Annotated in this window: 20 protein-coding genes and 3 pseudogenes; 11 read left to right on the forward strand and 12 right to left on the reverse strand. The window is 53.0% G+C overall.

The window, feature by feature from the left end:
- Positions 1 to 544 precede the first annotated feature (544 nt).
- Together DFR77_RS09650 and ppx are read left to right on the forward strand one after the other, a co-directional pair.
- Positions 545 to 1,381, forward strand: a pseudogene (locus DFR77_RS09650) (surface lipoprotein assembly modifier); the annotation flags it as partial.
- Positions 1,382 to 1,543: 162 nt separating this feature from the next.
- Positions 1,544 to 3,052 (forward strand): exopolyphosphatase, encoded by a 1,509-nt coding sequence (ppx, locus tag DFR77_RS09655; RefSeq protein ID WP_003688205.1) that lies wholly within the window; start codon positions 1,544 to 1,546, stop codon positions 3,050 to 3,052.
- Positions 3,053 to 3,261: 209 nt separating this feature from the next.
- On the opposite strand, the gene DFR77_RS09660 is transcribed toward ppx, so the two are convergent.
- The 3 genes from DFR77_RS09660 to trpS form a co-directional block, all read right to left on the reverse strand.
- Positions 3,262 to 3,606, reverse strand: coding sequence for an Ag473 family lipoprotein (locus tag DFR77_RS09660; protein WP_010360341.1), 345 nt, complete (start codon positions 3,604 to 3,606; stop codon positions 3,262 to 3,264).
- Between the two features lie 316 nt (positions 3,607 to 3,922).
- Complete coding sequence (locus tag DFR77_RS09670; protein WP_003693401.1) at positions 3,923 to 4,468, reverse strand: hypothetical protein; 546 nt, start codon at positions 4,466 to 4,468, stop codon at positions 3,923 to 3,925.
- Positions 4,469 to 4,548: 80 nt separating this feature from the next.
- Positions 4,549 to 5,559, reverse strand: coding sequence for a tryptophan--tRNA ligase (gene trpS, locus DFR77_RS09675; RefSeq protein WP_003690986.1), 1,011 nt, complete (start codon positions 5,557 to 5,559; stop codon positions 4,549 to 4,551).
- Between the two features lie 259 nt (positions 5,560 to 5,818).
- On the opposite strand from trpS, the gene clpB reads away from it, so the two are divergent.
- Positions 5,819 to 8,392 carry an ATP-dependent chaperone ClpB gene (gene clpB, locus DFR77_RS09680; RefSeq protein WP_003693405.1) on the forward strand — a complete coding sequence of 858 codons (2,574 nt, stop codon included), beginning with the start codon at positions 5,819 to 5,821 and terminating at the stop codon, positions 8,390 to 8,392.
- 71 nt (positions 8,393 to 8,463) lie between these two features.
- On the opposite strand, the gene DFR77_RS09685 is transcribed toward clpB, so the two are convergent.
- Both DFR77_RS09685 and DFR77_RS09690 read right to left on the reverse strand, forming a co-directional pair.
- Positions 8,464 to 9,678: a pyridoxal phosphate-dependent aminotransferase gene (locus DFR77_RS09685; RefSeq protein ID WP_003690983.1), complete on the reverse strand. Its 1,215-nt coding sequence runs from the start codon at positions 9,676 to 9,678 to the stop codon at positions 8,464 to 8,466.
- Between the two features lie 88 nt (positions 9,679 to 9,766).
- Entirely contained in the window at positions 9,767 to 9,976 is a 210-nt protein-coding gene (locus tag DFR77_RS09690) for a tautomerase family protein (protein WP_003688192.1), read from the reverse strand.
- A gap of 191 nt (positions 9,977 to 10,167) precedes the next feature.
- On the opposite strand from DFR77_RS09690, the gene DFR77_RS09695 reads away from it, so the two are divergent.
- Positions 10,168 to 10,974, forward strand: coding sequence for a DUF4198 domain-containing protein (locus DFR77_RS09695; protein WP_003688191.1), 807 nt, complete (start codon positions 10,168 to 10,170; stop codon positions 10,972 to 10,974).
- A 59-nt stretch (positions 10,975 to 11,033) separates the two neighbouring features.
- On the opposite strand, the pseudogene DFR77_RS14585 reads toward DFR77_RS09695, so the two are convergent.
- A pseudogene (locus tag DFR77_RS14585) lies at positions 11,034 to 12,253 on the reverse strand (Glu/Leu/Phe/Val family dehydrogenase).
- Positions 12,254 to 12,647: 394 nt separating this feature from the next.
- On the opposite strand from DFR77_RS14585, the gene DFR77_RS09710 reads away from it, so the two are divergent.
- The 4 genes from DFR77_RS09710 (at position 12,648) to DFR77_RS09730 (ending at position 14,762) form a co-directional block, all read left to right on the forward strand.
- Positions 12,648 to 13,358 carry a phosphoglycolate phosphatase gene (locus DFR77_RS09710; protein ID WP_003690977.1) on the forward strand — a complete coding sequence of 237 codons (711 nt, stop codon included), beginning with the start codon at positions 12,648 to 12,650 and terminating at the stop codon, positions 13,356 to 13,358.
- 72 nt (positions 13,359 to 13,430) lie between these two features.
- Positions 13,431 to 13,892 (forward strand): recombination regulator RecX, encoded by a 462-nt coding sequence (gene recX / locus DFR77_RS09715; RefSeq protein WP_003688187.1) that lies wholly within the window; start codon positions 13,431 to 13,433, stop codon positions 13,890 to 13,892.
- A gap of 73 nt (positions 13,893 to 13,965) precedes the next feature.
- Positions 13,966 to 14,127, forward strand: a complete 162-nt coding sequence (locus tag DFR77_RS09720; protein WP_010358395.1) for a hypothetical protein — start codon at positions 13,966 to 13,968, stop codon at positions 14,125 to 14,127.
- 152 nt (positions 14,128 to 14,279) lie between these two features.
- A complete protein-coding gene (locus DFR77_RS09730) occupies positions 14,280 to 14,762 on the forward strand; it encodes an acyl-CoA thioesterase (RefSeq protein WP_033910217.1) in 483 nt (160 codons plus the stop codon).
- Between the two features lie 397 nt (positions 14,763 to 15,159).
- Here DFR77_RS09730 and DFR77_RS09735 read toward each other — a convergent pair whose 3' ends face one another.
- From DFR77_RS09735 to DFR77_RS09760, 5 genes are all read right to left on the reverse strand, one after another.
- Entirely contained in the window at positions 15,160 to 16,173 is a 1,014-nt protein-coding gene (locus DFR77_RS09735; RefSeq protein WP_033910219.1) for a peptidoglycan DD-metalloendopeptidase family protein, read from the reverse strand.
- A gap of 101 nt (positions 16,174 to 16,274) precedes the next feature.
- Positions 16,275 to 17,021 (reverse strand): 5'/3'-nucleotidase SurE, encoded by a 747-nt coding sequence (gene surE, locus DFR77_RS09740; RefSeq protein WP_003690973.1) that lies wholly within the window; start codon positions 17,019 to 17,021, stop codon positions 16,275 to 16,277.
- 16 nt (positions 17,022 to 17,037) lie between these two features.
- Positions 17,038 to 18,594, reverse strand: coding sequence for a TerC family protein (locus DFR77_RS09745; RefSeq protein ID WP_003693413.1), 1,557 nt, complete (start codon positions 18,592 to 18,594; stop codon positions 17,038 to 17,040).
- Positions 18,595 to 18,961: 367 nt separating this feature from the next.
- The gene (locus tag DFR77_RS09755) at positions 18,962 to 19,747 is read right to left on the reverse strand and encodes a fimb protein (protein ID WP_003696962.1); all 786 of its coding nucleotides are present in this window, start codon (positions 19,745 to 19,747) and stop codon (positions 18,962 to 18,964) included.
- A 110-nt stretch (positions 19,748 to 19,857) separates the two neighbouring features.
- On the reverse strand, positions 19,858 to 21,291 hold the full coding sequence (locus DFR77_RS09760) for an NAD-dependent succinate-semialdehyde dehydrogenase (RefSeq protein WP_003699794.1): 1,434 nt from the start codon (positions 21,289 to 21,291) through the stop codon (positions 19,858 to 19,860).
- A 331-nt stretch (positions 21,292 to 21,622) separates the two neighbouring features.
- Between DFR77_RS09760 and DFR77_RS13430 the strand changes: the two are divergent.
- Positions 21,623 to 22,111 (forward strand): annotated as a pseudogene (locus tag DFR77_RS13430) (contact-dependent growth inhibition system immunity protein); the annotation flags it as partial.
- A gap of 135 nt (positions 22,112 to 22,246) precedes the next feature.
- Here the strand turns inward: DFR77_RS13430 and DFR77_RS13435 are convergent.
- Positions 22,247 to 22,627 (reverse strand): MliC family protein, encoded by a 381-nt coding sequence (locus tag DFR77_RS13435; RefSeq protein ID WP_003688168.1) that lies wholly within the window; start codon positions 22,625 to 22,627, stop codon positions 22,247 to 22,249.
- Positions 22,628 to 23,150: 523 nt separating this feature from the next.
- Here DFR77_RS13435 and DFR77_RS09780 point away from each other — a divergent pair.
- Both DFR77_RS09780 and DFR77_RS09785 read left to right on the forward strand, forming a co-directional pair.
- A complete protein-coding gene (locus tag DFR77_RS09780) occupies positions 23,151 to 25,232 on the forward strand; it encodes a carbon starvation CstA family protein (RefSeq protein ID WP_003690967.1) in 2,082 nt (693 codons plus the stop codon).
- The gene (locus tag DFR77_RS09785) at positions 25,222 to 25,416 is read left to right on the forward strand and encodes a YbdD/YjiX family protein (RefSeq protein WP_003688166.1); all 195 of its coding nucleotides are present in this window, start codon (positions 25,222 to 25,224) and stop codon (positions 25,414 to 25,416) included. Before DFR77_RS09780 ends, DFR77_RS09785 begins: the two co-directional genes overlap by 11 nt.
- Positions 25,417 to 25,570 lie beyond the last annotated feature (154 nt).

Genomic DNA, 25,570 nt, shown 5'->3' on the forward strand with positions numbered 1-25,570 from the left:
ATCCTCCAGCCGCCGAAGTCGTAGCCGACCGACACCCTGGGGTGGATGGAATGCGTACGGATGTTTCTGAAATAATCGCTTACCGTGCTTATTTTTTTGCCTTGGTTTGCACCGGCTGCATCGGGATAATCGCGGGTGATGTGCTCGTAGGCGTAAGCCAGATCCGCCTGCACATACGGGCCGCGCCCATTGCCTTCACTTGCCGCCTGCGCTGCGGAAGGGAAGAGAAGAGAAGAGAAGAGAAGAGAAGAGAAGAGAAGAGAAGAGAAGAGAAGGTTTTTTGCGGGCTGGATTCATTTTCGGCTCCTTATTCGGTTTAACCGGTTAAAAAAAAGATTTTCACTGATGTTGAAGGGCGGATTATATCGGGTTCCGGGCGGTGTTTCAACACAATATGGCGGATGAACAGAAACCGGTACGTCGTTGCCCCGCCCCGGCTCAAAGGGAACGGTTCCCTAAGGTGATGAAGCACCAGGCGGATCGGTTCCGTACTATCCGTACTGCCTGCGGCCCGCCGCCTTGTCCTGATTTTTGTTAATCCGCTATAAACAACGCTTCGTCCGAAAAAACGATTGAATTTGCGGGCAGAAGCTGGACGAAAACCGCCGACAGCCTGCCGCAAAAGGCACACGGTTTGCGCTACGGCTTGGGCGTGTCGCGCGAAATCAATGCGGGCGGGCATCATTTCCTCTACGGCGGCATCAGCCGCGGCGTGCATTATTGGGATAACAAAGATTTCAGCGAACAGAGCCTGCGCCTGTCGTTCGGCCATCAAAACCGTTCGGTAACGCGCTCGTTCGGCACCGTGCCGTTTGTCGGGCAAAACCTCTTGGGCGGCAGCCGATACAATTTCGCCGGCGGCTTCAATGCCGATTTCTCCCGACGCTTGGGCGAACGCTGGCGGCTGACGCTGAACGCGGGCAATATGTGGAAGCATTATCAGGAAGACCGCACCGCCGCCCGATACGGCAGCCATATGCCGCTGGCGGGCGCGACGCTGATGTATTCCGCGCCGAAAGACCGGCTGCTTTACGGCGGTGCGGACTGGCCGCACGACATGACGAAAGAGGCGGAACAGGCTTCCGTCCGCAAGGGTTTGCGTGTCGGCGCGGTCAAAACGTTCGACGGCGGCTTGGGGCTGCGGGCAAACCTGCGCTATACCCGCAGGACTTTTGATGCACCCGGGACAATTGTGTACCGCTTCCCGCGCAAAGACCACGAATATCAGGCAAACCTGTCGTTGCGGCACGACAAAATCTCTTGGAAGGGCTTTACGCCGCAACTCAATTTCCGTTATCTGAAAATCGGCAGCAATATGAAAAGTTTTTACACACGCAAAAATACGCAGATTTTCATGAGCGTGGAAAAGGATTTCAAATAAGCGCAAAAAATGCCGTCCGAACGTTTTTCAGACGGCATTTTTTGCTGTCGGAAACATACCGTCGGCAACATCCGTGAGCAGAATCAAAAACAGCCGCATCATTTATTGTCAACGCCTGCGCCGTCAGAGTAACATTGCGTTTTTCCCCCACCGGTATCCGCCATGACCACCAATCCCGCAAACGTCCTCGCCTCCGTCGATTTGGGTTCCAACAGTTTCCGCCTCCAGATTTGCGAAAACAACAACGGACAATTAAAAGTCATCGATTCCTTCAAACAGATGGTCCGTTTTGCCGCCGGTCTGGACGAACAGAAAAACCTCAGCACATCCTCGCAGGAACAGGCTTTGGACTGCCTGGCAAAATTCGGCGAACGCCTGCGCGGCTTCCGCCCCGAGCAGGTGCGCGCCGTGGCAACCAATACATTCCGCGTCGCCAAAAACATCGCAGATTTCCTTCCCAAGGCCGAAGCGGCACTGGGTTTCCCCATCGAAATCATCGCCGGGCGCGAAGAGGCGCGGCTGATTTATACCGGCGTGATCCACACCCTCCCCCCCTGCGGGGGCAAAATGCTGGTTATCGACATCGGCGGCGGTTCGACAGAATTTGTCATCGGTTCGACGCTGAATCCCGACATTACCGAAAGCCTGCCCTTGGGCTGCGTAACCTACAGCCTGCGCTTCTTCCAAAACAAAATTACCGCCAAAGACTTCCAAGCCGCCATTTCCGCCGCCCGCAACGAAATCCAGCGCATCAGCAAAAATATGAGGCGCGAAGGTTGGGATTTCGCCGTCGGCACATCGGGTTCGGCAAAATCCATCCGCGACGTGCTTGCCGCCGAAATGCCCCAAGAGGCGGACATTACCTACAAGGGAATGCGCGCCCTCGCCGAACGCATCATCGAAGCCGGTTCGGTCAAAAAAGCCAAATTTGAAAACCTGAAACCGGAACGCATCGAAGTTTTTGCCGGCGGACTTGCCGTGATGATGGCGGCGTTTGAGGAAATGAAACTCGACAGGATGACCGTAACCGAAGCCGCCCTGCGCGACGGCGTGTTTTACGATTTAATCGGGCGCGGCTTAAACGAAGATATGCGCGGACAAACGGTTGCCGAGTTCCAACACCGCTACCACGTCAGCCTCAATCAGGCGAAACGCACCGCCGAGACCGCGCAAACCTTTATGGACAGCCTCTGTCATGCCAAAAACGTTACGGTTCAAGAACTTGCCTTGTGGCAACAGTATCTCGGACGCGCCGCCGCGCTGCATGAAATCGGTTTGGACATCGCCCATACCGGCTATCACAAGCATTCCGCCTACATCCTCGAAAACGCCGATATGCCGGGTTTTTCACGCAAGGAACAGACCATACTTGCCCAACTGGTCATCGGTCATCGCGGCGATATGAAAAAAATGGGCGGCATTATCGGCGGCAACGAAATGTTGTGGTATGCCGTTTTGTCCCTGCGCCTTGCCGCCTTGTTCTGCCGTTCGCGCCAAGACCTGTCTTTCCCGAAAAATATGCAGTTGCGTACGGATACGGAAAGCTGCGGCTTCATCCTGCGTATTGACAGGAAATGGCTGGAACGCCACCCCCTGATTGCCGACGCATTGGAATATGAAAGCGTCCAATGGCAAAAAATCAATATGCCGTTCAAAGTTGAAGCCGTCTGAACCTTGACAAACCAAATGCCGTCTAAATGATGTTCAGACGGCATTTCCCTGTCCGCAATATCCCGATATGCGCGGCACATCCTCCCTGCACGGTCATGCAGGCGTAAAAAACAAGGGGCATACAACTCAAAAACCGCCTGAAAATCTTCAGGCGGTTTCATTTGGGTTGCCGGCAGGCGGCATCTCGTCATTTTTGCCAAGGCAACAAATTATTTGGCGGCGTCTTTCATTTTGTCTGCCGCTTCCTGAGCCGCGTCGGCAGCTTTGTTCAAAGTGTCTTTAGCCGCTTCGCTTACCGCTTCTTTGGTTTCGGCTGCCGCGTCTTTGGCTTCAGTTACAGCTTCCTCGGCACTTGCCTTTGCATCAGCCGCAGCATCTTTGACTTGGCCTTTCGCTTCTTCGGCGGCAGAAGCGGCAGACTCGGCGGCAGAAGCCGCAGTGTCTTTAACATCGGACTCAACGGCTTGGGCCGCTTCTTTAACCTCCTGTTTGGCTTCTTGCGAACAAGCTGCCAAGGCAGCCGCCATCATTGCGGCAATCAATAATTTTTTCATGTCTTATCCTTCTTGAGTTGTTGATTAAGGTTTTGCTTAAAAACCGGACCGTGTTCCATCAATCGGCTGATTTTGCCCATCGGCCGGAGAGAAAACGGTTTCCCGTTTAGTTAAAACCCATTATATTAAATATAAAGGGTTTTTTCTCGAACAACAAGGCGGCATCAATGCCATATTGAAACACGTCCGAAAACTATTTTATGAAAACAGTTCGGAAAATTGTAACACACATCCCCTCCTTTTGAGTTTCCCGGCGGCGCGGACTTTTTCCGCAAGGTTTGAAAAATCCAAATATATTCCGTGATGTCCGAATAACTCAATAATGGCGGCGGCGGAAATAAAACGCCCCCTCACTGTCGATTTCCAGCACATAGCGTCCGTTCTGCACGGCGGCATAGCCGCTTTTGCCTGCCTGATAGGGTTGCAGGGCGGAATGCGAAATCAGGTAATCCGTCAGTTTGCCGCCGTCTTCGGCGATATTGCCCACCAGTTTGGCAAACAAGGTATGGCACACGCCGTTTTCCGCCCAGCCCGAAGGCGCGTCCTTTCCGTCGGTTTCCATACATTTGCCGACGACGGCTTCCAAGTCGTTGGGATGCTTTCCGGTCAGCCGGACGGCGTTTTGTTCCGGCAAGCCTTTAATCGGATAACTGATTTGTTTTTTGCCGTCGTTGGTTTTGCCTTCGCTACTTTGTCCCAAAGCCAAACCGGCAATCGCCGTATTGTCGATGTATTTGACTTTGAAAACCGGTTTCGGCGCGCTTTGTACCGCATTTTGCGGCTGTTCCGCCGTATTTTCGGATTTGCCGCAGGCGGCAAGCAGCAGGCAGCCGCCCAACACGGCAAAAGGTATTTTCAGCATTCCGCACTCCTGATGGTTTCAAAATGCCGTCTGAAATGCCGTCTGAAACGTGGCAGGCGGAGGTTCGGACGGCATTGGGTTTATTTCAACGGGCGGATGCCGACCGCATCGCGTACTTTATCCAACAATTCGCGCGCTTCTTTGCGCGCTTTTTGCGCGCCTGCCTGCAAAATCTCTTCGATTTGCGAAGGATTAGAGGTCAATGCGTTGTAGCGTTCGCGCAGTTCTGCCAATTCGGCGTTGATTTTCGCCGCCGAAAGTTTTTTCGCCTCGCCCCAAGCCAAGCCGTCGGCAAGCATTTGCGTAAATTCCGCCGTTTCAGACGGCGTGGAGAAGGCTTTATAGATTTCAAACAAAGGGCTTTCGTCGGGCTGTTTCGGCTCGCCCGGCTCTTTCATGTTGGTAATGATTTTGTTGACCGATTTTTGGGTTTTTTTGTCGTTTTCCCAAAGCGGAATGGTATTGCCGTAGGATTTGGACATTTTGCGTCCGTCCAAACCGACCAAGAGTTCGACGTTTTCGTCGATTTTCACTTCGGGCAGGGTGAAGAGTTCTTGGAAACGGTGGTTGAAGCGGCCGGCAATGTCGCGCGCCATTTCGACGTGTTGGATTTGGTCGCGCCCGACGGGGACTTCGTTGGCGTTGAACATCAAAATGTCGGCAGTCATCAGAATCGGATAACTGAACAAACCCATTTCCACACCGAAATCGGGGTCTTCCTGCCCGTTTTCCGCATTGGCTTGAACGGCGGCTTTGTAGGCGTGGGCGCGGTTCATCAAACCCTTGGCGGTGATGCAGGTCAGAATCCAGTTCAACTCCATCACTTCGGGAATGTCGCTTTGGCGGTAGAAGGTGGTGCGCTCGGGGTCGAGTCCGCAGGCAAGCCAAGTGGCGGCAACGGCTTGGGTGGATTGGTGAATCATCTCCTGCTCGTGGCATTTGATGATGCCGTGGTAATCGGCGAGGAAGAGGAAGGATTCGGTATCGGGGTTTTGCGCCGCGCGGACGGCGGGGCGGATGGCGCCGACGTAGTTGCCCAGATGCGGGGTGCCGGTGGTGGTTACGCCGGTCAGAACTCGTTTTTTGCTCATAAAAATGTCCTTACGGCAGCAATGCCGTCTGAAAGGGAAAAGATGCGCCGATTATACCCGATTTGCCACATACATCCAGCCGACAACAGACTTTTCCATATTAAGAAGATATAGTTATACATATTATTATACATTTCTATATACTTTAAATTCAACAATATATCGAATTAAATATAGAAAAACAGAAAACAACACTTGAGTTATCCACAGTCATGCACATATAGGCTTCGACAGCGGACATTTTGAAAAGGAAACGAAAATGCGATACGACAAATTAACCGCCAAATTCCAACAAGCCCTTGCAGAAGCTCAGAGTTTGGCGTTGGCTGCGGACAGCAGCTATCTGGAAGCAGGTTTCGTACTGAAAGCCCTGCTTGACGACCAAAACAGCGGAGCTGCCGCGCTCTTGGCTCATGCGGGCGTGAACGTGCCGCAGGTTAAACAGCGTTTGCAGCAGCATTTGAACAGCCTGCCGAAAGTGTCCGGACAAGGTGGTGAGATTCTGCCCAGCCGCGAATTGCAGGCGGTGTTGAACCTGATGGACAAAGCGGCAACCAAACGCGGCGATGCCTATATCGCCAGCGAACTTTTCCTGCTCGCCTTGGTGCAGCAGAACGATGCGGCCGGCAAAATCTTGAAAGAAGCCGGTGCGACCGAACAAAACATCAATGCCGCGATCGATGCGGTACGAGGCGGACAAAACGTGAACGATGCGAATGCCGAAGACCAACGCGATGCTTTGAAAAAATACACGCTCGATCTGACCCAACGCGCCCGAGACGGTAAGCTCGACCCCGTTATCGGTCGTGATGATGAAATCCGCCGCGCGATTCAGGTGCTGCAACGCCGCACCAAAAACAACCCCGTGCTGATTGGCGAACCCGGTGTGGGTAAAACCGCCATCGTCGAAGGTTTGGCGCAACGCATCGTCAACGGCGAAGTACCTGAATCCCTGCGTAACAAACGCCTGCTGGTTTTGGATTTGGCGGCTTTGATTGCCGGTGCGAAATACCGTGGCGAATTTGAAGAACGCTTGAAAGGCGTATTGAACGATTTGGCGAAAGACGACGGCAACACCCTGATTTTCATCGATGAAATCCATACTTTGGTCGGCGCGGGCAAAACCGACGGCGCGATGGACGCGGGCAATATGTTGAAACCGGCCTTGGCGCGGGGCGAACTGCACTGTATCGGTGCGACTACTTTGGACGAATACCGCCAATACATCGAAAAAGACGCGGCACTCGAACGCCGTTTCCAAAAAGTATTGGTCGGCGAACCCAGCGTGGAAGACACCATCGCTATCCTGCGCGGTTTGCAGGAACGTTACGAAATCCACCACGGCATCGATATTACCGACCCTGCTATCGTTGCCGCAGCGGAGTTGAGCGACCGCTACATTACCGACCGCTTTTTGCCCGACAAAGCGATTGATTTGATTGACGAAGCCGCCAGCCGCATCAAAATGGAGCTGGACAGCAAACCCGAACAGATGGACAAACTCGACCGCCGCATCATCCAGCTCAAAATGGAAAAAATGCACGTTGCCAAAGAAAGCGATGATGCCAGCAAAAAACGTTTGGAACTGATAGACGAAGAAATCGACGGCCTGCAAAAAGAATACGCCGATTTGGACGAAATCTGGAAAGCCGAAAAAGCCGCGTCTTCCAGCACTGCCGACATCAAGAAACAAATGGACGACATCAAAGTCAAAATCGAACAAGCCAAACGTCAAGGCGACTTCGCCCGCGCGTCCGAACTCGAATACGGCGAGTTGCCGAAATTGGGCGCACAGTTGCAGGCAGCGGAAAGCAACCCCGACGGCAAAAAACAAAACAAACTTTTCCGTACCGAAGTCGGCGCGGATGAAGTGGCCGAAATCGTTTCCCGTATGACCGGCATTCCCGTATCCAAAATGATGGAAGGCGAACGCGATAAATTGTTGAAAATGGAAGAAGTGTTGCACCGCCGCGTAGTCGGTCAAAACGAAGCCGTGCGCGCCGTGTCCGATGCCATCCGCCGCAGCCGCTCCGGCCTTGCCGATCCGAACAAACCTTACGGCAGCTTCCTGTTCTTAGGCCCGACCGGTGTGGGTAAGACCGAGTTGTGCAAAGCTTTGGCAGGCTTCCTGTTCGACAGCGAAGACCACCTCATCCGCATCGACATGTCCGAATACATGGAAAAACACGCCGTTGCCCGCTTAATCGGCGCGCCTCCGGGTTATGTCGGATACGAAGAGGGCGGCTACCTGACCGAACAAGTCCGCCGCAAACCGTACAGCGTGATTCTTTTGGACGAAGTGGAAAAAGCCCATCCCGACGTATTCAACATCCTGCTGCAAGTATTGGATGACGGTCGTTTGACCGACGGACAAGGCAGGACGGTAGATTTTAAAAATACCGTGATTGTGATGACTTCCAACATCGGCAGCCAGCACATCCAACAAATGGGCACGCAGGACTACGAAGCGGTGAAAGAAGTTGTGATGGAGGATGTGAAAGAACATTTCCGTCCGGAAATGATCAACCGCATCGACGAAGTGGTCGTGTTCCATGGCTTGGATCAGGCCAATATCCGCAGTATTGCGAAAATCCAGCTCAAAGGTTTGGAAAAACGTTTGGAAAAACAAAACCTGCGCCTGACTGTTTCCGATGCCGCTCTGGACATCATCGCCAAAGCCGGTTTCGACCCGATTTACGGCGCACGTCCGCTCAAACGCGCGATCCAATCGGAAATCGAAAACCCGCTGGCCAAAGCCCTGCTTGCCGGAAACTATGCGCCCGAAAGCGAAATCAAGGTGGAAGCCGACGGCGACAGACTGAAATTTGCCTGATTTGTTCCTGCTGTTGAAAATGCCGTCTGAAACGGGAATCTCCGTTCCAGGCGGCATTTTTTATCAGAATCCTACTGATGGTAGGTTTGCAGGAATCTTGCCAACCTGCCCATCGCCTCTTCAATCTGATGGACGTAAGGCAGCGTAACAATGCGGAAATGGTCGGGTTTGATCCAATTAAACCCCGTTCCCTGTACCAGCAGGACTTTTTCGCGCACCAGCAAATCGTAAACGAATTTCATATCATCGCGGATGCGGTACATTTCGGTATCGATTTTCGGGAACATATACATCGCGCCCATCGGTTTGACGCAGGACACGCCGGGAATCTGGTTGACCAGTTCCCACGCTCTGTTGCGCTGTTCCAAAAGCCGTCCGCCGGGCAAGATGAATTCGTTAATGCTCTGATAACCGCCCAATGCCGTCTGAATCGCGTGCTGCATCGGCGTATTGGCACACAAGCGCATGGACGAGAGCATATCCAAACCCTCGATATAACCTTTTGCGTGATGTTTCGGCCCGTTTAGCACCATCCAGCCTTGGCGGAACCCGGCTACACGGTAGGCTTTGGACAAACCGTTGAACGTTACCGTCAAAAGGTCGGGGGCGAGCGCGGCGATGTGGCAGTGAACCGCGCCATCATAAAGGATTTTGTCGTAAATCTCGTCGGCGAAAATAATCAAACCATGCTTGCGCGCCAGTTCGGCAATTTCCAGCAGGATTTCCTTGCTGTACACCGCTCCTGTCGGGTTATTGGGGTTGATGACGACGATGGCTTTGGTTTTGGACGTGATTTTGGCTTCCATATCGGCAAGGTTGGGAAACCAGCCGTTTTCTTCGTCGCACAGATAATGGCGTACCGTACCGCCCGCAAGCGTTGCCGCCGCCGTCCACAAAGGGTAGTCGGGCGCGGGAATCAGGATTTCGTCGCCGTCGTTGAGCAACGCCTGCATAGACATCGCAATCAGCTCGGACACGCCGTTGCCGATATAGACATCGTTTACCGTAATATCGCGCAAACCTTTGTTCTGATAGTAGTGAACAATGGCTTTGCGTGCGGAATACAACCCCTTCGAATCGCAATAGCCTTGCGAAGTCGGCAGGTTGCGGATGACATCGACTAAGATTTCATCAGGTGCTTCAAAGCCGAACGGCGCAGGGTTGCCGATATTGAGCTTGAGGATTTTGTTGCCCTCCTCTTCCAACTGAAGGGCTTTTTTGTGAACCGGCCCGCGTATGTCGTAGCAGACGTGGTCGAGCTTTGCAGACTTGGGAAATTTATCCATAATGTGTTCCGTAAATTTTGGGCAATGGGTGGGAATGTACTCTTTTTCACGCGGAATTTAAAGCATCAGGGCGGGGTTTTCAGGCTTTTTACCTGCCCTCTTTGCGCCGTTCGCTGACGCTTTTGCCGCCTATATCCCAGTTATCGGTATCCACTTCGTCAATCACGACAACCGTTGTTTCGGGATTTTTACCCAGCACGCGTGCCAGCAATTCGATTACGCCGCCGATCAGTTCCGCTTTTTGCGCGGCAGTCGGTGCTTCCTTGCCGCCGGTTACTTTAATATTGACATAAGGCATGATATTTCTCCGTTTTGAAATATTGCTATCTTATCAAACAAGTTGCCTCCGCCCAAACGTCCGCTTCATTTTCTGAAAAATTCAAATCGATACAAAAAGACAGTTTTCAGGCGGCAAATCCGTCTTCACACGATACATATTTTGTTATAGCATAACAAAATTTTTAACCCGCACGATATAAAGGCTGCACCATGAAGAAAACATTGACACTGCTCGCCGTTTCCGCACTATTTGCCACATCCGCACACGCCCACCGCGTCTGGGTCGAAACCGCCCACACGCACGGCGGCGAATACCTTAAAGCCGACTTGGGCTACGGCGAATTCCCCGAACTCGAACCCATCGCCAAAGACCGCCTGCACATCTTCAGCAAACCGATGCAGCTGGTTACCGAAAAAGGTAAGGAAAACATGATTCAACGCGGCACATACAACTACCAATACCGCAGCAACCGTCCCGTCAAAGACGGCAGCTACCTCATTACCGCCGAATATCAGCCTACTTTCCGGTCAAAAAACAAAGCAGGCTGGAAACAGGCTGGCATCAAAGAAATGCCTGACGCAAGCTATTGCGAACAAACCCGTATGTTCGGTAAAAACATTGTCAACGTGGGACACGAAAGCGCGGACACCGCCATCATCACCAAACCGGTCGGACAAAACTTGGAAATCGTCCCGCTGGACAATCCCGCCAACATTCACGTAGGCGAACGCTTCAAAGTCCGCGTTCTGTTCCGTGGCGAACCGCTGCCCAATGCCACCGTTACCGCTACATTTGACGGCTTCGACACCAGCGACCGCAGCAAAACGCACAAAACCGAAGCCCAAGCCTTCTCCGACACCACCGACGGCAAAGGCGAAGTGGACATCATCCCCTTGCGCCAAGGCTTTTGGAAAGCGAGTGTCGAATACAAAGCCGATTTCCCCGATCAAAGCCTGTGCCAAAAACAGGCGAACTACACAACTTTAACCTTCCAAATCGGCCATTCTCACCATTAATTCCGTCCAAACAAAAATGCCGTCTGAAATGGTTTCAGACGGCATCCTTTGTTCAAACATCAATACCAGCCGCGCAGCTTCATCGCTTTTTCAACACGGCGGATACTCATCATATAAGACGCGGTACGCAAATCGACATCATACTCTTGCGCCAAGTTCCAAATATCGCGGAACGCGCGGCGCAGGACGACGATTTCTTTTTCCTGAACTTCGTCAAACTCCCAATAATAGCCTTGCAGGTTTTGCACCCACTCGAAATAGGAAACGACCACGCCGCCGCAGTTTGCCAAAATATCGGGCACGACCAATACGCCGTTTTGATGCAGGATAACGTCGGCTTCGGGCGTAGTCGGGCCGTTTGCGCCTTCAACCACGATTTTCGCGCGGACTTTACCGGCGTTTTCGGAAGTCAGCTGGTTTTCCAATGCGCAAGGGGCGAGTACGTCCATATCCAAAGCCAAAAGTTCGGCGTTGGTAATTTCTTTGCCGTAACCGGCTTCGTTGGTGATGAAGCCTTTTTCTTGGAACTCTTTAAACAGCGCTTCCATATCCAAGCCGTTTTCATTGTAGATAGCAACGTCAACAGTAGATACGGTAACGACTTTCGCGCCGGATTGATGCGCGTAATAGCCGGTGTGGTAGCCCACATTGCCGAAACCTTGAATGGCGTAGGTTGCGCCTTTCACATCTTTGCCCAGTTTTTCCAAAGCTTGGACGGCGGCGAGGTTCACGCCGTAACCGGTAGCCTCGGTACGCGCCAAAGAGCCGCCGAACTCAACCGGTTTGCCGGTAAATACGCCCGGCGCGGAATGTTTCACCACGTTTTCATAGGCATCCACCATCCACGACATAATTTTGCCGTTGGTGTTCACATCGGGGGCGGGAATATCGATTTTTTTCGCCGATCAGCGGGGCAATCGCTTCGGCATAAGCTCGGGCGATGCGTTCCAGTTCCGCCTCGGAATAATCGCGCGGATCCAAGGTAACGCCGCCTTTGCCGCCGCCGTAAGGAATGCCTGCAACGCAGCATTTGATGGTCATCCAAATCGACAGTGCCTTGACTTCGTCCAGATTCACACCGGGATGGGAACGCACGCGAACGGTAACCGGTAAAGGTTTTGACCGTGCCGTCGTCGAGTTTGACTTCCAACACGCGGGTCGGACTCTTCAGGATTTCATAAACGGCCGGATCGGTTTTCAGCCGGTCGCAGGCGGTTTTGACCTGTTTTCGCGCGATTTCAAACGGATTGAGGGTTTCTTTTGCAACGGCATCAGACATTTTGCTTCCTTTTCGCAAAAAGATTTTCAGGGGCGTGCATTTCGCTCATTACTATAACCAATTTCCCGACAAAACGTAATAGCATGTAGTCGACATAAGCCCGATTTTATTAATCTATATATGATTTTATTTTTCAAGCCGCACAGCATCCGTCTGAAAAAAGCAGCGCGCATCCGAAAAGCAAATGTCCAATTAAATAAAGATATAGTCATCATTTTATTTTTTAAAAATTTAATTGGAACATCGCCGGGATTTCAAACCCTTGCCAGACCCCGCCATAAAATCCGAAAACACCGCCCGAAAAACCTGTTGCGATTGTTAATAATCTATACATTAGAAGCCCTGTGCAAACGATGTTAAAATAAACCCTTTCAACCCGACAGGAAACCGGATTATGAATGCAGCCATCGAACACGTCCAAGCCGTCGCCTTCGATTTGGACGGCACACTGTGCGATTCCGTCCCCGACCTTGCCGCCGCCGCAGAAGCGATGTTGGAACAACTCGGTATGAAACCGCTGCCCGCCAAAGTGGTCGAAAGCTACGTCGGCGACGGCATCGGCAAACTGGTTCACCGCGTCCTCACCAACGACCGCGACCGCGAAGCCGATTCCGAACTGTGGGAAAAAGGTTTCGTGTCCTATATGAAATACTACCGCGACCATTTGAGCGTCTTCACCCGCCCCTATCCCGAAACCGAAGCCGGGCTGGCATTGCTCAAATCCTTGGGCATTCCGCTGGTAATCATTACCAACAAAAACGAAATCCTTGCCGCCGAGCTTCTAAAACAACTGGGACTCGCCGACTACTTCAGCCTGATACTCGGCGGAGACAGCCTGCCCGAAAAAAAACCCAGCCCGCTGCCGCTGCGGCACGCCGCCGAAGTTTTGGGTATCGATGCCGCCAATATGCTTATGGTCGGCGACTCGCGCAACGACATCATCGCCGCCAAAGCCGCCGGCTGCCTGAGTGTCGGCGTTACCTTCGGTTACGGCGATATGACGCTGCTCTCGCAAGACGATACGACCCGCCCCGACCGGATTATCGGCGCGCTGCCCGAAATTTACGAAAACCTGCGACCGCAGAAAAACAAAGACGAAGAATAAAACAATCTGTTCAGACGGCATCGGAATCCGTTTCCCATACCGTCTGAATCTTTCCGTGCCGAAACCGCCGCCATGAAACCGCAAAAATCCCTACGCGCCCGCGCGATGGACATCCTCTCGCGCCAAGAAGTCAGCCGCATCGGTCTGAAACGCAAACTTGCACCGCACGCCGAAAGCGAAGAGGAGTTGGAAAACGTGTTAAACGAATTTGCCGAACGCAACTGGCAGTCGGATTTGCGCTACGCCGAAGCCTATATCCGCAGCAAAAGCCGCAAACACGGTTCATTGAGGCTGAAACAGGCTTTGGCGCAACAGGGCATAGATGAAAAAACCAGCCGCAACCTGCTTCCCGACCGCTCAAGCGAAAAGCAAGCCGCCATAGCCGTGTTGCGTAAAAAATTCAAACACCCCGCCGCCAACCTCAAAGAAAAACAAAAACAGGCGCGTTTCCTCGCCTATCGCGGTTTTGATGCCGATACCGTTCAGACGGCATTGAAACACGCTTGGGACGAAAATTGGGAAGACAGCTGCTGACCTTCCTTCTTAAATCTTTTTGCGCGGCAGCGTAACCTTACGCCCGTTTCCAACTTTTCCGGTTGAGAACAAAATGTCCGAACAACCCGAAAAACACCACGCCTCCCCCATCGAAGACGAACGCAAAAACCCGGTTTACCGTATGGGACGGGCGGTTGCCGGATTCATGCTCGCCGTTTGGGCGGGCGTGCTGGCACTCGTGTTTTTCTTGGTTTTCCGTTTTTGGCTTTCCTGAACAAAATGCCGTCTGAAGGCTTCAGACGGCATCGGCGGCCCATTTCGGCAGACTATCCCTCCATAGCTTTTTTTAGCTTGAATTCCACTTCCCCATTCCCTAAAATTTTCCCGCACCCATTTCAAAACACCCTTTCTTAAAACAGGTACACCATGACACAACAACGCCAACTGCCTTCCCACGAACTCATTATGTCCGAACTGATGATGCCGGACACCGCCAATTTCAGCGGCAACGTACACGGCGGCGAACTCCTGCTCCTGCTCGACCAGGTTGCCTATTCCTGTGCCAGCCGTTACAGCGGCAACTATTGCGTTACCCTTTCGGTTGACAAGGTCCTGTTTAAAGAACCCATCCACATCGGCGACCTGGTTACTTTCTACGCCAGCGTAAACTACACGGGGCGTACCTCTATGGAAATCGGCATCCGTGTCGAAGCACAAAACATCCGTACGGGAGAAATCCGCCATACCAACAGCTGCTACTTCACGATGGTTGCGGTCAAAGACGGCAAACCCGTCCCCGTCCCTCCGCTGGAAATCCTGACCGACCGCCAACGCTGCCGCTACGAAAAAGCCAAAAAACGCAGAGAAATCAGCCTCCAAGCCTCCGGAGACGTGTCCTGCGGCTGCTGACGGCGGCCTATGCCGTCTGAAAGACAGGACAAGCATTGTTCCGACATTCGGTGTAATGGTTTGATTTATTGAAGCAAAATCGGCTGATTCTGGCTCATCCGTTTTTCAACGCCATTTTGGAACACAGCCGTGAGACTAAGCGGTTGTGTTTTCATATTCCCTTGATGCAGCCCTAATCAGTCGGACAAAATGCCTTTTATCCGATAAAACCGCCCTCCGAACGGAAATAAGCGGCTTTTCCATTGCAAACGGATGAAATCAAGCAAATACCCAAACACAGTCAAACAAATTTATACGCCCCGTCCCTTCGGAATGATTTGAAAACACAGCCGCCAAAACAAAAATGCCGTCTGAAGACCTTTCAGACGGCATTTTTAACCTGATTGCAAACGGAAAGTCAGAACGCGATATAGCTGTTCGGGTTAACCGGTTTGCCGTTTTGACGCACCTCGAAATGAAGCTGCGTCCTGGAAGCATCGGTATTGCCCATCAAAGCAACCTGCTGACCGCGTTTGACCTGCTGACCTTCGCCGACCAGCAATTTTTGGTTGTGCCCGTACGCGGTCAGGAAAGAGGAATTGTGCTGGATGATGACCAAGTTTCCGTATCCCCTCAAACCTGAACCGGCATAAACCACTTTGCCGTCAGCCGCCGCCAAAACGGGTTGTCCGGCATTGCCGGCAATATCGACACCCTTGTTGCCGCCGCCGAAATCGGCAACCACTTTACCTTGGGTCGGACGCTGCCAAACAATGCCGCCGACCGAACGCGTGCCGGAAGGCGAAGCGGCAGGAGATTGCGGGGCGGGCGCGGGGGCGGAAACCGCTTTATTTTCCGCAGCGGGCGCGGCAGGTTGCGGCGCGGACTGAACGGGCGGTTGCGCGGCGGGTTTCACAGGGGTTTGCGCGGCAGCCGGTACGGCGGGCCTGCTTTCTACGGCTGCGGTTTTCGGTGCGGCATATCCTGCCGGTTTGACTTTAACAATCTGACCGATGCTCAACGTATTGTCGGTCATGCCGTTCCACGCACGGAAATCGTCTTGAGAGATATGGTAGCGTTTGGAAATGTTGTACACCGTGTCGCCACGCACAATAGTATGCGTCGCCGCGTTGATGTCGACGGGTGCGTAAGAAGGAACATATGTACCCGAAACGGCAGGTGCAGACGGCGGAACATAAGCAGGAGGCGAATAAACCGGCGCAGTTTGCACGGGCGGCACATACGGCGCATCGTTGGCGGCAGGAGCGGCATTGTACGGCGTTGCGCCATAAGGATTGTAAACCGGCGCAGACGATACGGTCTGCATACCTGAATTGCCTGCAATGACAGGAGCAGGCTGTTGGGTGGCGCAACCGCCCAACAGAGCGGCAACGGCGGTACAAGCTGCCAAAAGTGTCGTTTGTTTCAACATAAGATAACCTTCATGTTCCGATATATAGCCTGAATGCGGTATATCATAATAAAAATGCGCGTTCTTCTCAAGCGCAAAACCCGACGGTATTTGAAAAACGGTCAGTCCGTATGCCAAAAGGCCGCCGTCTCCGCCATGTCCGGATAGGCGGTCAAATCGATTTGCAGCGGCGTTACGGTAATAAAACCTGCGCCGCATTCACCAAAATCCGTCCCCTCTTCCCGATCGGAAACTTCGCCGACCGGCCCTATCCAATAAATCTGTTCGCCGCGCGGATTGCGGGACGGGACGATGTTCTGCTCATGATGCCGTCTGCCCAAACGGGTAATCTTGATTCCCCTGACATCTTCCGGTGCGACAGCAGGGATGTTGACATTCCACAAGACGGGCGCGGACGGCGGTTTTTTAAAAAAATGCGCCAACAATGTCCACAGTGCCTTTTCTGCGGTTGCCCAATAGCGTCCGGAAGCATCGTTTAAAGAAAACGCCACAGCAGGCATACCCATCAGATAGGCTTCGGTCGCCGCCGCAACCGTCCCCGAATAAAGCGTATCGTCGCCCATATTTGCGCCACGGTTGATACCTGAAAACACGACATCGGGCTTAAAATCGGGCAGGGCAAACTGGCCGACATGGATGCAGTCGGTCGGCGTGCCGTTGACGTAGCAGAAGCCGTTTTGCGCCTGTTTCAGCTGCAAAGGACGGTCGAGCGTCAGCGAATTGCTGACCCCGCTCCTGTCCCGCTCGGGCGCGACCACCCTGACATTGGCAAATTCCGACGCAACCCGCGCCAGAATGGCAATGCCTTCTGCCAGATAGCCGTCGTCGTTGGAAATCAAAACGTTCATTTTTTATCCTGGATGCTTATTCTTCGGGCAATTTGGTGATTTTGACCCGCTCGATGCGCTGCCCTTCTTTTTCGACCACTTCAAACCGCCAGCCGTGAAAATCGGCAAAATCGCCGACATCGGGGATGGTTTGCAATTCTTCCATAATCAGCCCGGCAACGGTATGGAAATCGGTATCTTCCTCCTGCTGCGGCAGGTTGAGTTGGGATGCCAGCTCCACATATTCCAACGCGCCTTCCACCGTCAGGCTTTCATCGGGATTCCCCTGAACGGCGGGTTCTTCTTCGCGCTCGAATTCTTCGGGGAACTCGCCTGCGATGGCTTCCAACAGGTCTTTCATCGTCACCATACCCAACACCGCGCCGAACTCGTCCACCACCAAAGCGTAATCCGCGCTGCTTTGGCGGAAGAGTTCGAGCGCGCCCAAGGCGGTCGTGCCGTCGGGCAGGACGAGCGGCTGGCGCAATGCCGTCTGAATGTCGAGACCGCCTGTTTCCAGCAGTTGGGACAGCAGGTCTTTTTTGTTGATGTAGCCCAACGGTTCGTCCACGCCCGCCTTTCCGACAACGAGCAGGCGGCTGTAAGGCGTGTTTTGCAGTTGGGCATACTGTTCTTCGCGGCTTTGGGAAATGTCCAGCCGTTCGATGTCGCGGCGTGGAATCATCACCCCCATAATCGGGCGTTCGGCAAGCGTCAGCACGCTGCGTATCATCGATTTTTCGTTTTCTTCAAAATGCGCGTCATCCACGGATTCGCCGCCCGCGTCAGCAAGCACGCTTTCGCGTATGCCCATCATACCCAAAACGTTTTCGGCGGTGCGCTTGCGCCACGAGCTGCCGATGTAGTCGTTTTTGCGGCTGTTGCGTTGCGAAATCTGGTTAAACAGTTCGATTAAAATCGAGAAGCCGATGGCGGCGTAGAGGTAGCCTTTGGGAATGTGGAAATGGAAGGCTTCCGCAATCAGGCTGAAACCGATCATCAACAAAAAACCAAGGCAGAGCATCACGACGGTGGGATGCCTGTCCACAAATTCGGTCAAGAGTTTGCTGGCGGAAATCATGACAGCCATTGCGACGACGACCGCGCCCATCGCCACGACGATGTGATCGACCATCGCCACGGCGGTGATGACCGAATCGATGGAAAACACGGCATCCAGTATCAGGATTTGCGCGACCACGCCCCAAAACGGCGCGTGTTTTTTTTGGTTGTCGGCAACGGCAAACCGGTTATGCCCTTCGAGGCGTTCGTGCAGTTCGGTAGTGGCTTTGTAAAGCAGGAAAATACCGCCCGCGAGCATAATCATGTCCTTGCCGGAAACGGCGAGACCGCCGATTTGGAACAGCGGTTCGGTCAGCGTGATGATATGCGCCATAAAAGCAAGCATAATGATGCGGATGACGACTGCCAGCCCCAGCCCGGTAATCCGTGCGCGGTCGCGCCGTGCGGGCTGGACCTTGTTTGCCAAAATCGCCACAAAGACAAGGTTGTCTATCCCCAATACGACTTCCAACACCAAAAGCGTGGCAAAACCTATCCAGGTATGCGGTTCTGCCAACCAACTGAAATCCATGATTTTCGTGTTCCTCAAGTTCAAACGCAAAAAGGCAGCCTGAAACGCTCAAGCTGCCTGAACAGACGGTACGCACAAAAAACGGCGGGCGGGCTTACTGCTCTGCTCGGGGTCTTTCATGTGCGTGTACCTTCGGTCGAAATAATTTAAACAGTTTAACAGCTTATCGGGGCAATGGCAAAACGCCATGCCGTCTGAAAGGATGTTCGGACGGCATGGGCTTATTTTGAAATGTTTCAATACACGGACGGCACATAAAGCGTCTCCCTATGTGTTGCCCTGATTGAGGGGTTGCGCCCCTCTCAAATACAGTCTGATTCTACCGCCGCGAAGAACGGATGTTCGAGTGCGGGCGGAATCCCAATGGTTAAGGGATGATGAAGCCGTCTATCGGCGCGTAGCCTTTGGTGTTGCCCTCTTTATCGGTAATGACTATCCACTCTTTCTGCCTGCTGCTGGTAAACGGCAGGTAATACAGCTCCTCCCCTTCGGCGAGACCTGCCTGTTTCAGAATGTCCGCAACCGTCGTTTTTCTCGCATCCGCCAAGACTTTCAGCGGTTTCAGATGTTTGCGGATTTTTTCTGCTTCCTTGTCGGAATACGGCAGCCACCGGTCGGGACGCATACTCGGCTCGATACCTTTCAGGGACAAATCCAGCGTCTTGTTCTTCTCATCCGCATCCTCAGGTTCTTTCAATGCAATGCGGCGGATGCCGAACCACGACAGGCTTTGCAGCCCTTCGGGGGCTTTGTGCAAATCTTCGACCACGACTTCCGCCGCCGTAACAATGGTCATGCGGTCCTGTTCAAACGCTTCCACCACGGGACGCGCCAGCGAAACGCTGTGCAAACCGTACGCCAAAGCCGCCAGCTGGATGATGCCGACCATGGAAAAATCGACCATGCGTGCCTTTGTCTTTTTCTTCGGGCTTGCCAAAATTAAAGTCAGCAGCGGGCCGCATACGATATCGACCGCCACCACCAGCTGATAAAGCGACAGACCGCCCGTCAGCTCGGCATAAGGATAAGGATACCAAACCTTAAAAACCAGCAATGCCGCCAGCCCTGCAACCAATAGGCTGATTAAGAGGTGCCAGCCCGCACTTTTCACGGCAAAACGCCATCTCGGGAATGTTTTTCCGTTTTCCATCATATCTTACATTCAAATCAAAAATAACCGTAAAAACAGGGCGCATTGTACAACAGATAGAGACTGCTTAAAATGCGACACCGTCTGAAACCCTGCCATTCAGACGGCATCCGTCACCCGGCATCAATGCACAAATATTTCAATTCTAGATATTCGTCCGCACCGTATTTGCTGCCTTCACGTCCCAAACCGCTGCGTTTCACCCCGCCGAACGGTGCCGCTTCATTACTGATTAAGCCCGTATTGATGCCGACCATGCCGTATTCCAAGACTTCGCCGACGCGCCATTGACGGGCGGTGTCGGAGGTGAAAAGGTAAGCTGCCAAACCGTATTCCGTATTGTTCGCAGCCTCGATGACTTCGGCTTCGGTTTCAAAACGGAACACCGGACACAAAGGTCCGAAGGTTTCCTCGCGAGCTACCGCCATTTGCGCCGTAACGCCGCTTAAGACAGTCGGCTCAAAAAACGTTCCGCCCAACGCGCTGCGTTTGCCGCCGGTCAGACAGACCGCGCCTTTGGAGAGTGCGTCGGCGATGTGCTGTTCGACTTTTTCTACCGTTTTTTCCTCAATCAGCGGTCCTTGGTTCACACCTTCGTCCAAGCCGTCGCCCAATTTGAGCGCGGCTGCCTTTTCACTCAATTTGCGGCAAAATACGTCGTAAATGCCCGATTGGACGTAAACGCGGTTGGTGCAGACGCAGGTCTGACCGCTGTTGCGGAACTTGCTCGCCAGCGCGCCTTCGACGGCTTTGTCCAAATCGGCATCGTCAAACACGATAAACGGCGCGTTGCCGCCCAGTTCCAAACTGAGTTTTTTAATGTCCGCCGCGCTGCCGGCAAAAATTTTCGCGCCGACTTCGGTCGAGCCGGTGAAGCTGATTTTGCGCACGGTCGGGTTCGTGGCAAATTCATGGCTGATTTCCGAAGCGCGGCCGCTGACGACGGGAAGCAAATCCTGCGGCACGCCCGCTTCGTAGGCCAGTACAGCCAACGCATACGCACTCAAAGGCGTGAGCGATGCAGGTTTGACTATCATCGCGCAGCCCACCGCCAAAGCAGGCGCGGCCTTGCGCGCAATCATCGCGGACGGGAAATTCCACGGCGTAATCGCAGCGGTAACGCCGACGGGCTGTTTCAACACAACCAGTTTTTGCGACGCTTTCACACTCGTCAGCACATCGCCGTCAATCCGCCGCGCCTCTTCGGCAAACCAGCGCACAAACGAAGCCGCATAATCGATTTCGCCGCGCGCCTCGGTCAGGCTTTTGCCCTGCTCCATCGTCATGAGACGCGCCAGTGCTTCTTTGTTTTCTTTAACTAAAAAATACCAACGCCACAATATGTCGGCGCGTTCCAAGGCGGTTTTCGCCGCCCATAATTTTTGCGCTGCCGCCGCCTTTTGAATCAGGTTTTTCAGCTTGTCCGAACCCGTGTTGCGGACATACGCCGAAATTTCGCCCGTCGCCGGATTGCCGACCCCGATGCCGTCTGAAATCGGGGAAAGGGAAATATCGGGATGCTTGATTAATTGGGAATATTCGTTCATTTCGTGTCCTCCGGTATACGGGATAACCGCTTTCAAATGCCGTCAATCTCGCGGACATTATCATCTTCATATTCCAAAACTGCAAACCCTTCCGATGCCGTCTGAAGCATCCGATCGGGCAGCGCAACATCCGGGCGGTGTTTGAATATGGCACGGGCGCATCCCTGTCGTTTAAGAAAAATACTTTTTATGCGATAGTAATCTTTAGAAAGAAAAGTAATGCAGCCCTTTGATAGGGTACAATATATAAGAAGCAAAGATTGCAGTTACAACGCGTGGTAGAGTATGGCAAAAGTCAAAACATTACAGTCAAAATTACGGAGATTAAATAATGATTTTTAAACAGGATCAATTATTGGGCAGTTTTTTATGCTAATGAAGAAGCTCTGATTGTTCAAACATGTTCAGGTTTGGGGTTAACGGCAATAGACCACCTATATCCCCCCATATCCTGCCATTGGATACCGACAATGAAACTTTAGGCACGACGGTCTTGCAAGCGTTGGCAAACAGCAGGACTTTCGTTTATGACAGTTCGGAAGACCAAGATTTTTTTGATACCGAAAAATTTCGGCAACGCTATGAGGATTGGGTTGCCAACCTATGCGGGAACTTGGGCTATAAAACCAGACGCGCCCTATTTAAAAACATGATGAGCGGGGATATTTGGCTGCACAACGGCTGCCTGAAAATCAGCCCGAGCCGCCATGTCAAGCCGGAAGCGTGGGATGCCATTGATGCAGACGATGTAATTTTATCATTGGATAACAGCCCTGAAGAAATCGGAGCAGGTTTAAAGTTGGCATTGAGCCGCTGCCGACAGGATAAACCCAGAACGAAACGAAAAATAATCCGCCACGCCCGAAAACCGCCGGAACCAGCCGACGGCCAAAACAAAACCGGCATAAAAAACCGCCCGAAAAATCCGGACGGCGGTTCAAACAGGCTGCCCCGTTTAACGGGCGCGGCAGGAAGTTTCGACCGAATTGCCGTAGGCATCGGTAAAGCCGAAAAAGGCTTCGCCGCCTTTCTGGTGCCACTCGGTTCCGTTTCCGAACAAACCGTGTTCGGCGGTATAGCGTTCGCCGGATGCGGCAACGTCGGAAGAGAGGACGGCACGCCTGCCGTCCAGCCGCAACGCGATTTTGCCGCCGTCCAAATTGCGGACGCGCACAGACAAACCGTTCTCGCATGAAAACGCTCGAAAATCGTCCGGGCCGGCTTGGTTTTGAACAGGCGGCATATACCCGCGTCCGCCGCCATCATACGCTTCCGGCACGGCACAGGCCGCCAAAGACAAAACCGATACGGTCAGCGCGAAAAACCTGATATTCATAAAAGCTCCCCAATAAAAAGAAAATATGTTTCAACACACAGGACGACACATTAAAGCACCGCCCTATGTGCCGTCCTGATTCGGAAGGGGTTGCGCCCCTCCCAAATAAAGTCTGATTTTACCGCCCCAAAGGGCTGAGGTTCAACCGAAAAGGAAACACGATAAATCAATAATCCGGATTGCGCGCCCCTTCTTTACCCGTCTTCCGACACCGCCTTTTGCCTGACGATGCCGTCTGAACCTGCCTGCCCGCCCGGAGGAATGTAAATTTTTCCAAATTCCAAGTAAAAACCGATATCAGTGTGCTAATTTGCGTTAAAATCCTATTCGGGCGTTTAACGTTTGTGCGCGTACATTCCTGCACTGTTTGATGCGGGCATAAGGCACAAGTCCCGACAAGCGCACTGTTTCATACTTCGTCAATCATTCAAACTCCGGTTTGTGTCGGCATCGGATTACGGGTAGCCAACCGTTGCCTGTCCGCTCCGACATATTCCGACAGTGTGAGATAAGGATTTATTCGATGAAATCACTCAAAACCTTCCTCATTTGGGGCATAGTGGTACTGGTCGGCTTAGCATCCTTTACCACTCTGGCCCTCAGCCGAGGCGAACAGGTCAGCGCGGTATGGATGGTTACCGCCGCCATATCCGTTTACTGTATCGCCTACCGTTTTTACAGCCTCTACATCGCCAACCGCGTGATGCGGCTCGATCCGAACCGTCTCACGCCCGCCGAGCGGCACAACGACGGCTTGGACTACGTTCCGACGCACAAAGGCGTATTGTTCGGACACCACTTTGCCGCGATTGCCGGCGCGGGCCCTTTGGTCGGTCCGGTTTTGGCGGCGCAAATGGGTTATCTACCCGGTACTTTGTGGATTATCTTCGGCGTGGTATTTGCCGGCGCGGTACAGGATATGACGGTCTTGTTCGTCTCTATGCGCCGCGACGGTAAGTCTTTGGGCGATATTGTGAAACAGGAACTCGGCACTGTCCCCGGCGTGATTGCCTCCATCGGTATTTTGATGATTATGGTCATCATTATGGCGGTTTTGGCGTTGATTGTCGTAAAAGCATTGGTTCACAGCCCTTGGGGTACGTTCACCATTGCCGCAACGATGCCGATTGCGCTGTTTATGGGTATTTACACGCGCCATATCCGTCCGGGCAAAATCGGCGAGATTTCCATCGTCGGCTTTATTTTGCTGATGTTGGCGGTAATTTACGGCGAAGATGTGGCGAAAAGCTCCATCGGGCATTGGTTTGACCTTGACGGCATCCAGCTCACTTGGGCGATTATGATTTACGGTTTCGTGGCTTCGGTTTTGCCGGTCTGGCTCTTGCTGACCCCGCGCGACTATCTCTCCACCTTCCTGAAAATCGGTACGATTGCGGCCTTGGCTTTGGGTATCGTCATCGTCAATCCCGCTTTGCAAATGCCTGCGGTTACCCACTTTATCGACGGTTCGGGCCCGGTATTCTCAGGCGCATTGTTCCCGTTCTTGTTCATTACCATCGCCTGCGGTGCGGTTTCGGGCTTCCACGCACTGATTTCTTCCGGCACCACGCCGAAAATGCTGGAAAACGAAACCCACGTCCGTATGATCGGTTACGGCGGTATGTTGATGGAAAGTTTCGTGGCGATTATGGCGCTTGCCGCCGCCGCATCGCTCGATCCCGGCGTGTATTTCGCGATGAACAGCCCCGCCGCACTGATCGGTACGGATGCCAACACCGCCGCCGAAGTAATTACCACCAAGCTGAACTTCCCTGTCGATGCCGCAACCCTGTTGCACACCGCTAAGGAAGTGGGCGAAAACACCATCCTGTCCCGCACAGGCGGTGCGCCTACCCTCGCAGTCGGTATGGCGCACATTATGAGCCGTCTGATTCCGGGCGAGGCGATGATGGCATTCTGGTATCACTTCGCCCTGTTGTTTGAAGCCTTGTTCATCCTGACCGCCGTCGATGCCGGTACGCGCGTCGCACGTTTTATGATTCAAGACTTGGGCAGCATCTTCTACAAACCTTTCGGCAACACCGACTCCATCCCCGCCAACCTGATTGCGACCTTCTTCGCCGTGGCATTGTGGGGCTACTTCCTCTACACCGGCGTAACCGACCCGCTGGGCGGCATCAACTCGCTCTGGCCTTTATTCGGCATCGCCAACCAAATGCTGGCAGGCGTAGCCTTGATTATGTGTGCCGTTGTGCTGATTAAGATGAAACGCGACCGTTATGTCTGGGTGGCACTCGTTCCTGCCGTCGGCGTACTGCTTGTAACCTGCTACGCCGGTCTGCAAAAACTGTTCCACAACGACCCGCGCGCCAGCTTCCTTGCCCACGCAGGCAAATACAGCGACGCATTGGCTAAAAACGAAGTCCTTGCGCCCGCTAAAGACATCGGCGAAATGGCGCAAATCATCTTCAACGACAAGATTAATGCCGGTCTGACCATCCTCTTCTTGTCGGTTGTCGTGACTGTTGCCGCGTACGGTTTGCGTACCGCCCTCAAAGCACGCAAAGTCGGCTGGCCGACCGCCAAAGAAATCCCGGCGGTGTACCGCGACGGCAAACAACCGGAGGAACAAAGTGAAGCATAAGCTCGCGTCTTGGTGGAAAACCATCAAGCTGACGGCAAACTTGATGGCAGGCGTGCCCGATTATGAAAACTACGTTGCACAACAACGTAAACATAATCCCAACGCCCCCGTGATGAACAAGCTGCAATTTCAAGACTATTGCCGCAAACGCCGCTGCGGCGCAAACGGCGGACGCTGCTGTTAGCCCCGCTTGAAACAAATGCCGTCTGAACGCCACTTCAGACGGTATTTTTATAATAAGGCGCTGTCCTAGATAACTAGGGAAATTCAAATTAAGTTAGAATTATCCCTATGAGAAAAAGCCGTCTAAGCCGGTATAAACAAAATAAACTCATTGA

This window comes from Neisseria gonorrhoeae (genome assembly GCF_003315235.1).
Lineage (GTDB): Bacteria > Pseudomonadota > Gammaproteobacteria > Burkholderiales > Neisseriaceae > Neisseria > Neisseria gonorrhoeae.

Bases quoted from the DNA above. Each gene is read 5' to 3' on its own strand.
- ppx (WP_003688205.1), top strand. From the start codon at position 1,544: ATGACCACCAATCCCGCAAACGTCCTCGCCTCCGTCGATTTGGGTTCC.
- DFR77_RS09660 (WP_010360341.1), bottom strand. From the start codon at position 3,606: ATGAAAAAATTATTGATTGCCGCAATGATGGCGGCTGCCTTGGCAGCT.
- DFR77_RS09670 (WP_003693401.1), bottom strand. From the start codon at position 4,468: ATGCTGAAAATACCTTTTGCCGTGTTGGGCGGCTGCCTGCTGCTTGCC.
- trpS (WP_003690986.1), bottom strand. From the start codon at position 5,559: ATGAGCAAAAAACGAGTTCTGACCGGCGTAACCACCACCGGCACCCCG.
- clpB (WP_003693405.1), top strand. From the start codon at position 5,819: ATGCGATACGACAAATTAACCGCCAAATTCCAACAAGCCCTTGCAGAA.
- DFR77_RS09685 (WP_003690983.1), bottom strand. From the start codon at position 9,678: ATGGATAAATTTCCCAAGTCTGCAAAGCTCGACCACGTCTGCTACGAC.
- DFR77_RS09690 (WP_003688192.1), bottom strand. From the start codon at position 9,976: ATGCCTTATGTCAATATTAAAGTAACCGGCGGCAAGGAAGCACCGACT.
- DFR77_RS09695 (WP_003688191.1), top strand. From the start codon at position 10,168: ATGAAGAAAACATTGACACTGCTCGCCGTTTCCGCACTATTTGCCACA.
- DFR77_RS09710 (WP_003690977.1), top strand. From the start codon at position 12,648: ATGAATGCAGCCATCGAACACGTCCAAGCCGTCGCCTTCGATTTGGAC.
- recX (WP_003688187.1), top strand. From the start codon at position 13,431: ATGAAACCGCAAAAATCCCTACGCGCCCGCGCGATGGACATCCTCTCG.
- DFR77_RS09720 (WP_010358395.1), top strand. From the start codon at position 13,966: ATGTCCGAACAACCCGAAAAACACCACGCCTCCCCCATCGAAGACGAA.
- DFR77_RS09730 (WP_033910217.1), top strand. From the start codon at position 14,280: ATGACACAACAACGCCAACTGCCTTCCCACGAACTCATTATGTCCGAA.
- DFR77_RS09735 (WP_033910219.1), bottom strand. From the start codon at position 16,173: ATGTTGAAACAAACGACACTTTTGGCAGCTTGTACCGCCGTTGCCGCT.
- surE (WP_003690973.1), bottom strand. From the start codon at position 17,021: ATGAACGTTTTGATTTCCAACGACGACGGCTATCTGGCAGAAGGCATT.
- DFR77_RS09745 (WP_003693413.1), bottom strand. From the start codon at position 18,594: ATGGATTTCAGTTGGTTGGCAGAACCGCATACCTGGATAGGTTTTGCC.
- DFR77_RS09755 (WP_003696962.1), bottom strand. From the start codon at position 19,747: ATGATGGAAAACGGAAAAACATTCCCGAGATGGCGTTTTGCCGTGAAA.
- DFR77_RS09760 (WP_003699794.1), bottom strand. From the start codon at position 21,291: ATGAACGAATATTCCCAATTAATCAAGCATCCCGATATTTCCCTTTCC.
- DFR77_RS13435 (WP_003688168.1), bottom strand. From the start codon at position 22,627: ATGAATATCAGGTTTTTCGCGCTGACCGTATCGGTTTTGTCTTTGGCG.
- DFR77_RS09780 (WP_003690967.1), top strand. From the start codon at position 23,151: ATGAAATCACTCAAAACCTTCCTCATTTGGGGCATAGTGGTACTGGTC.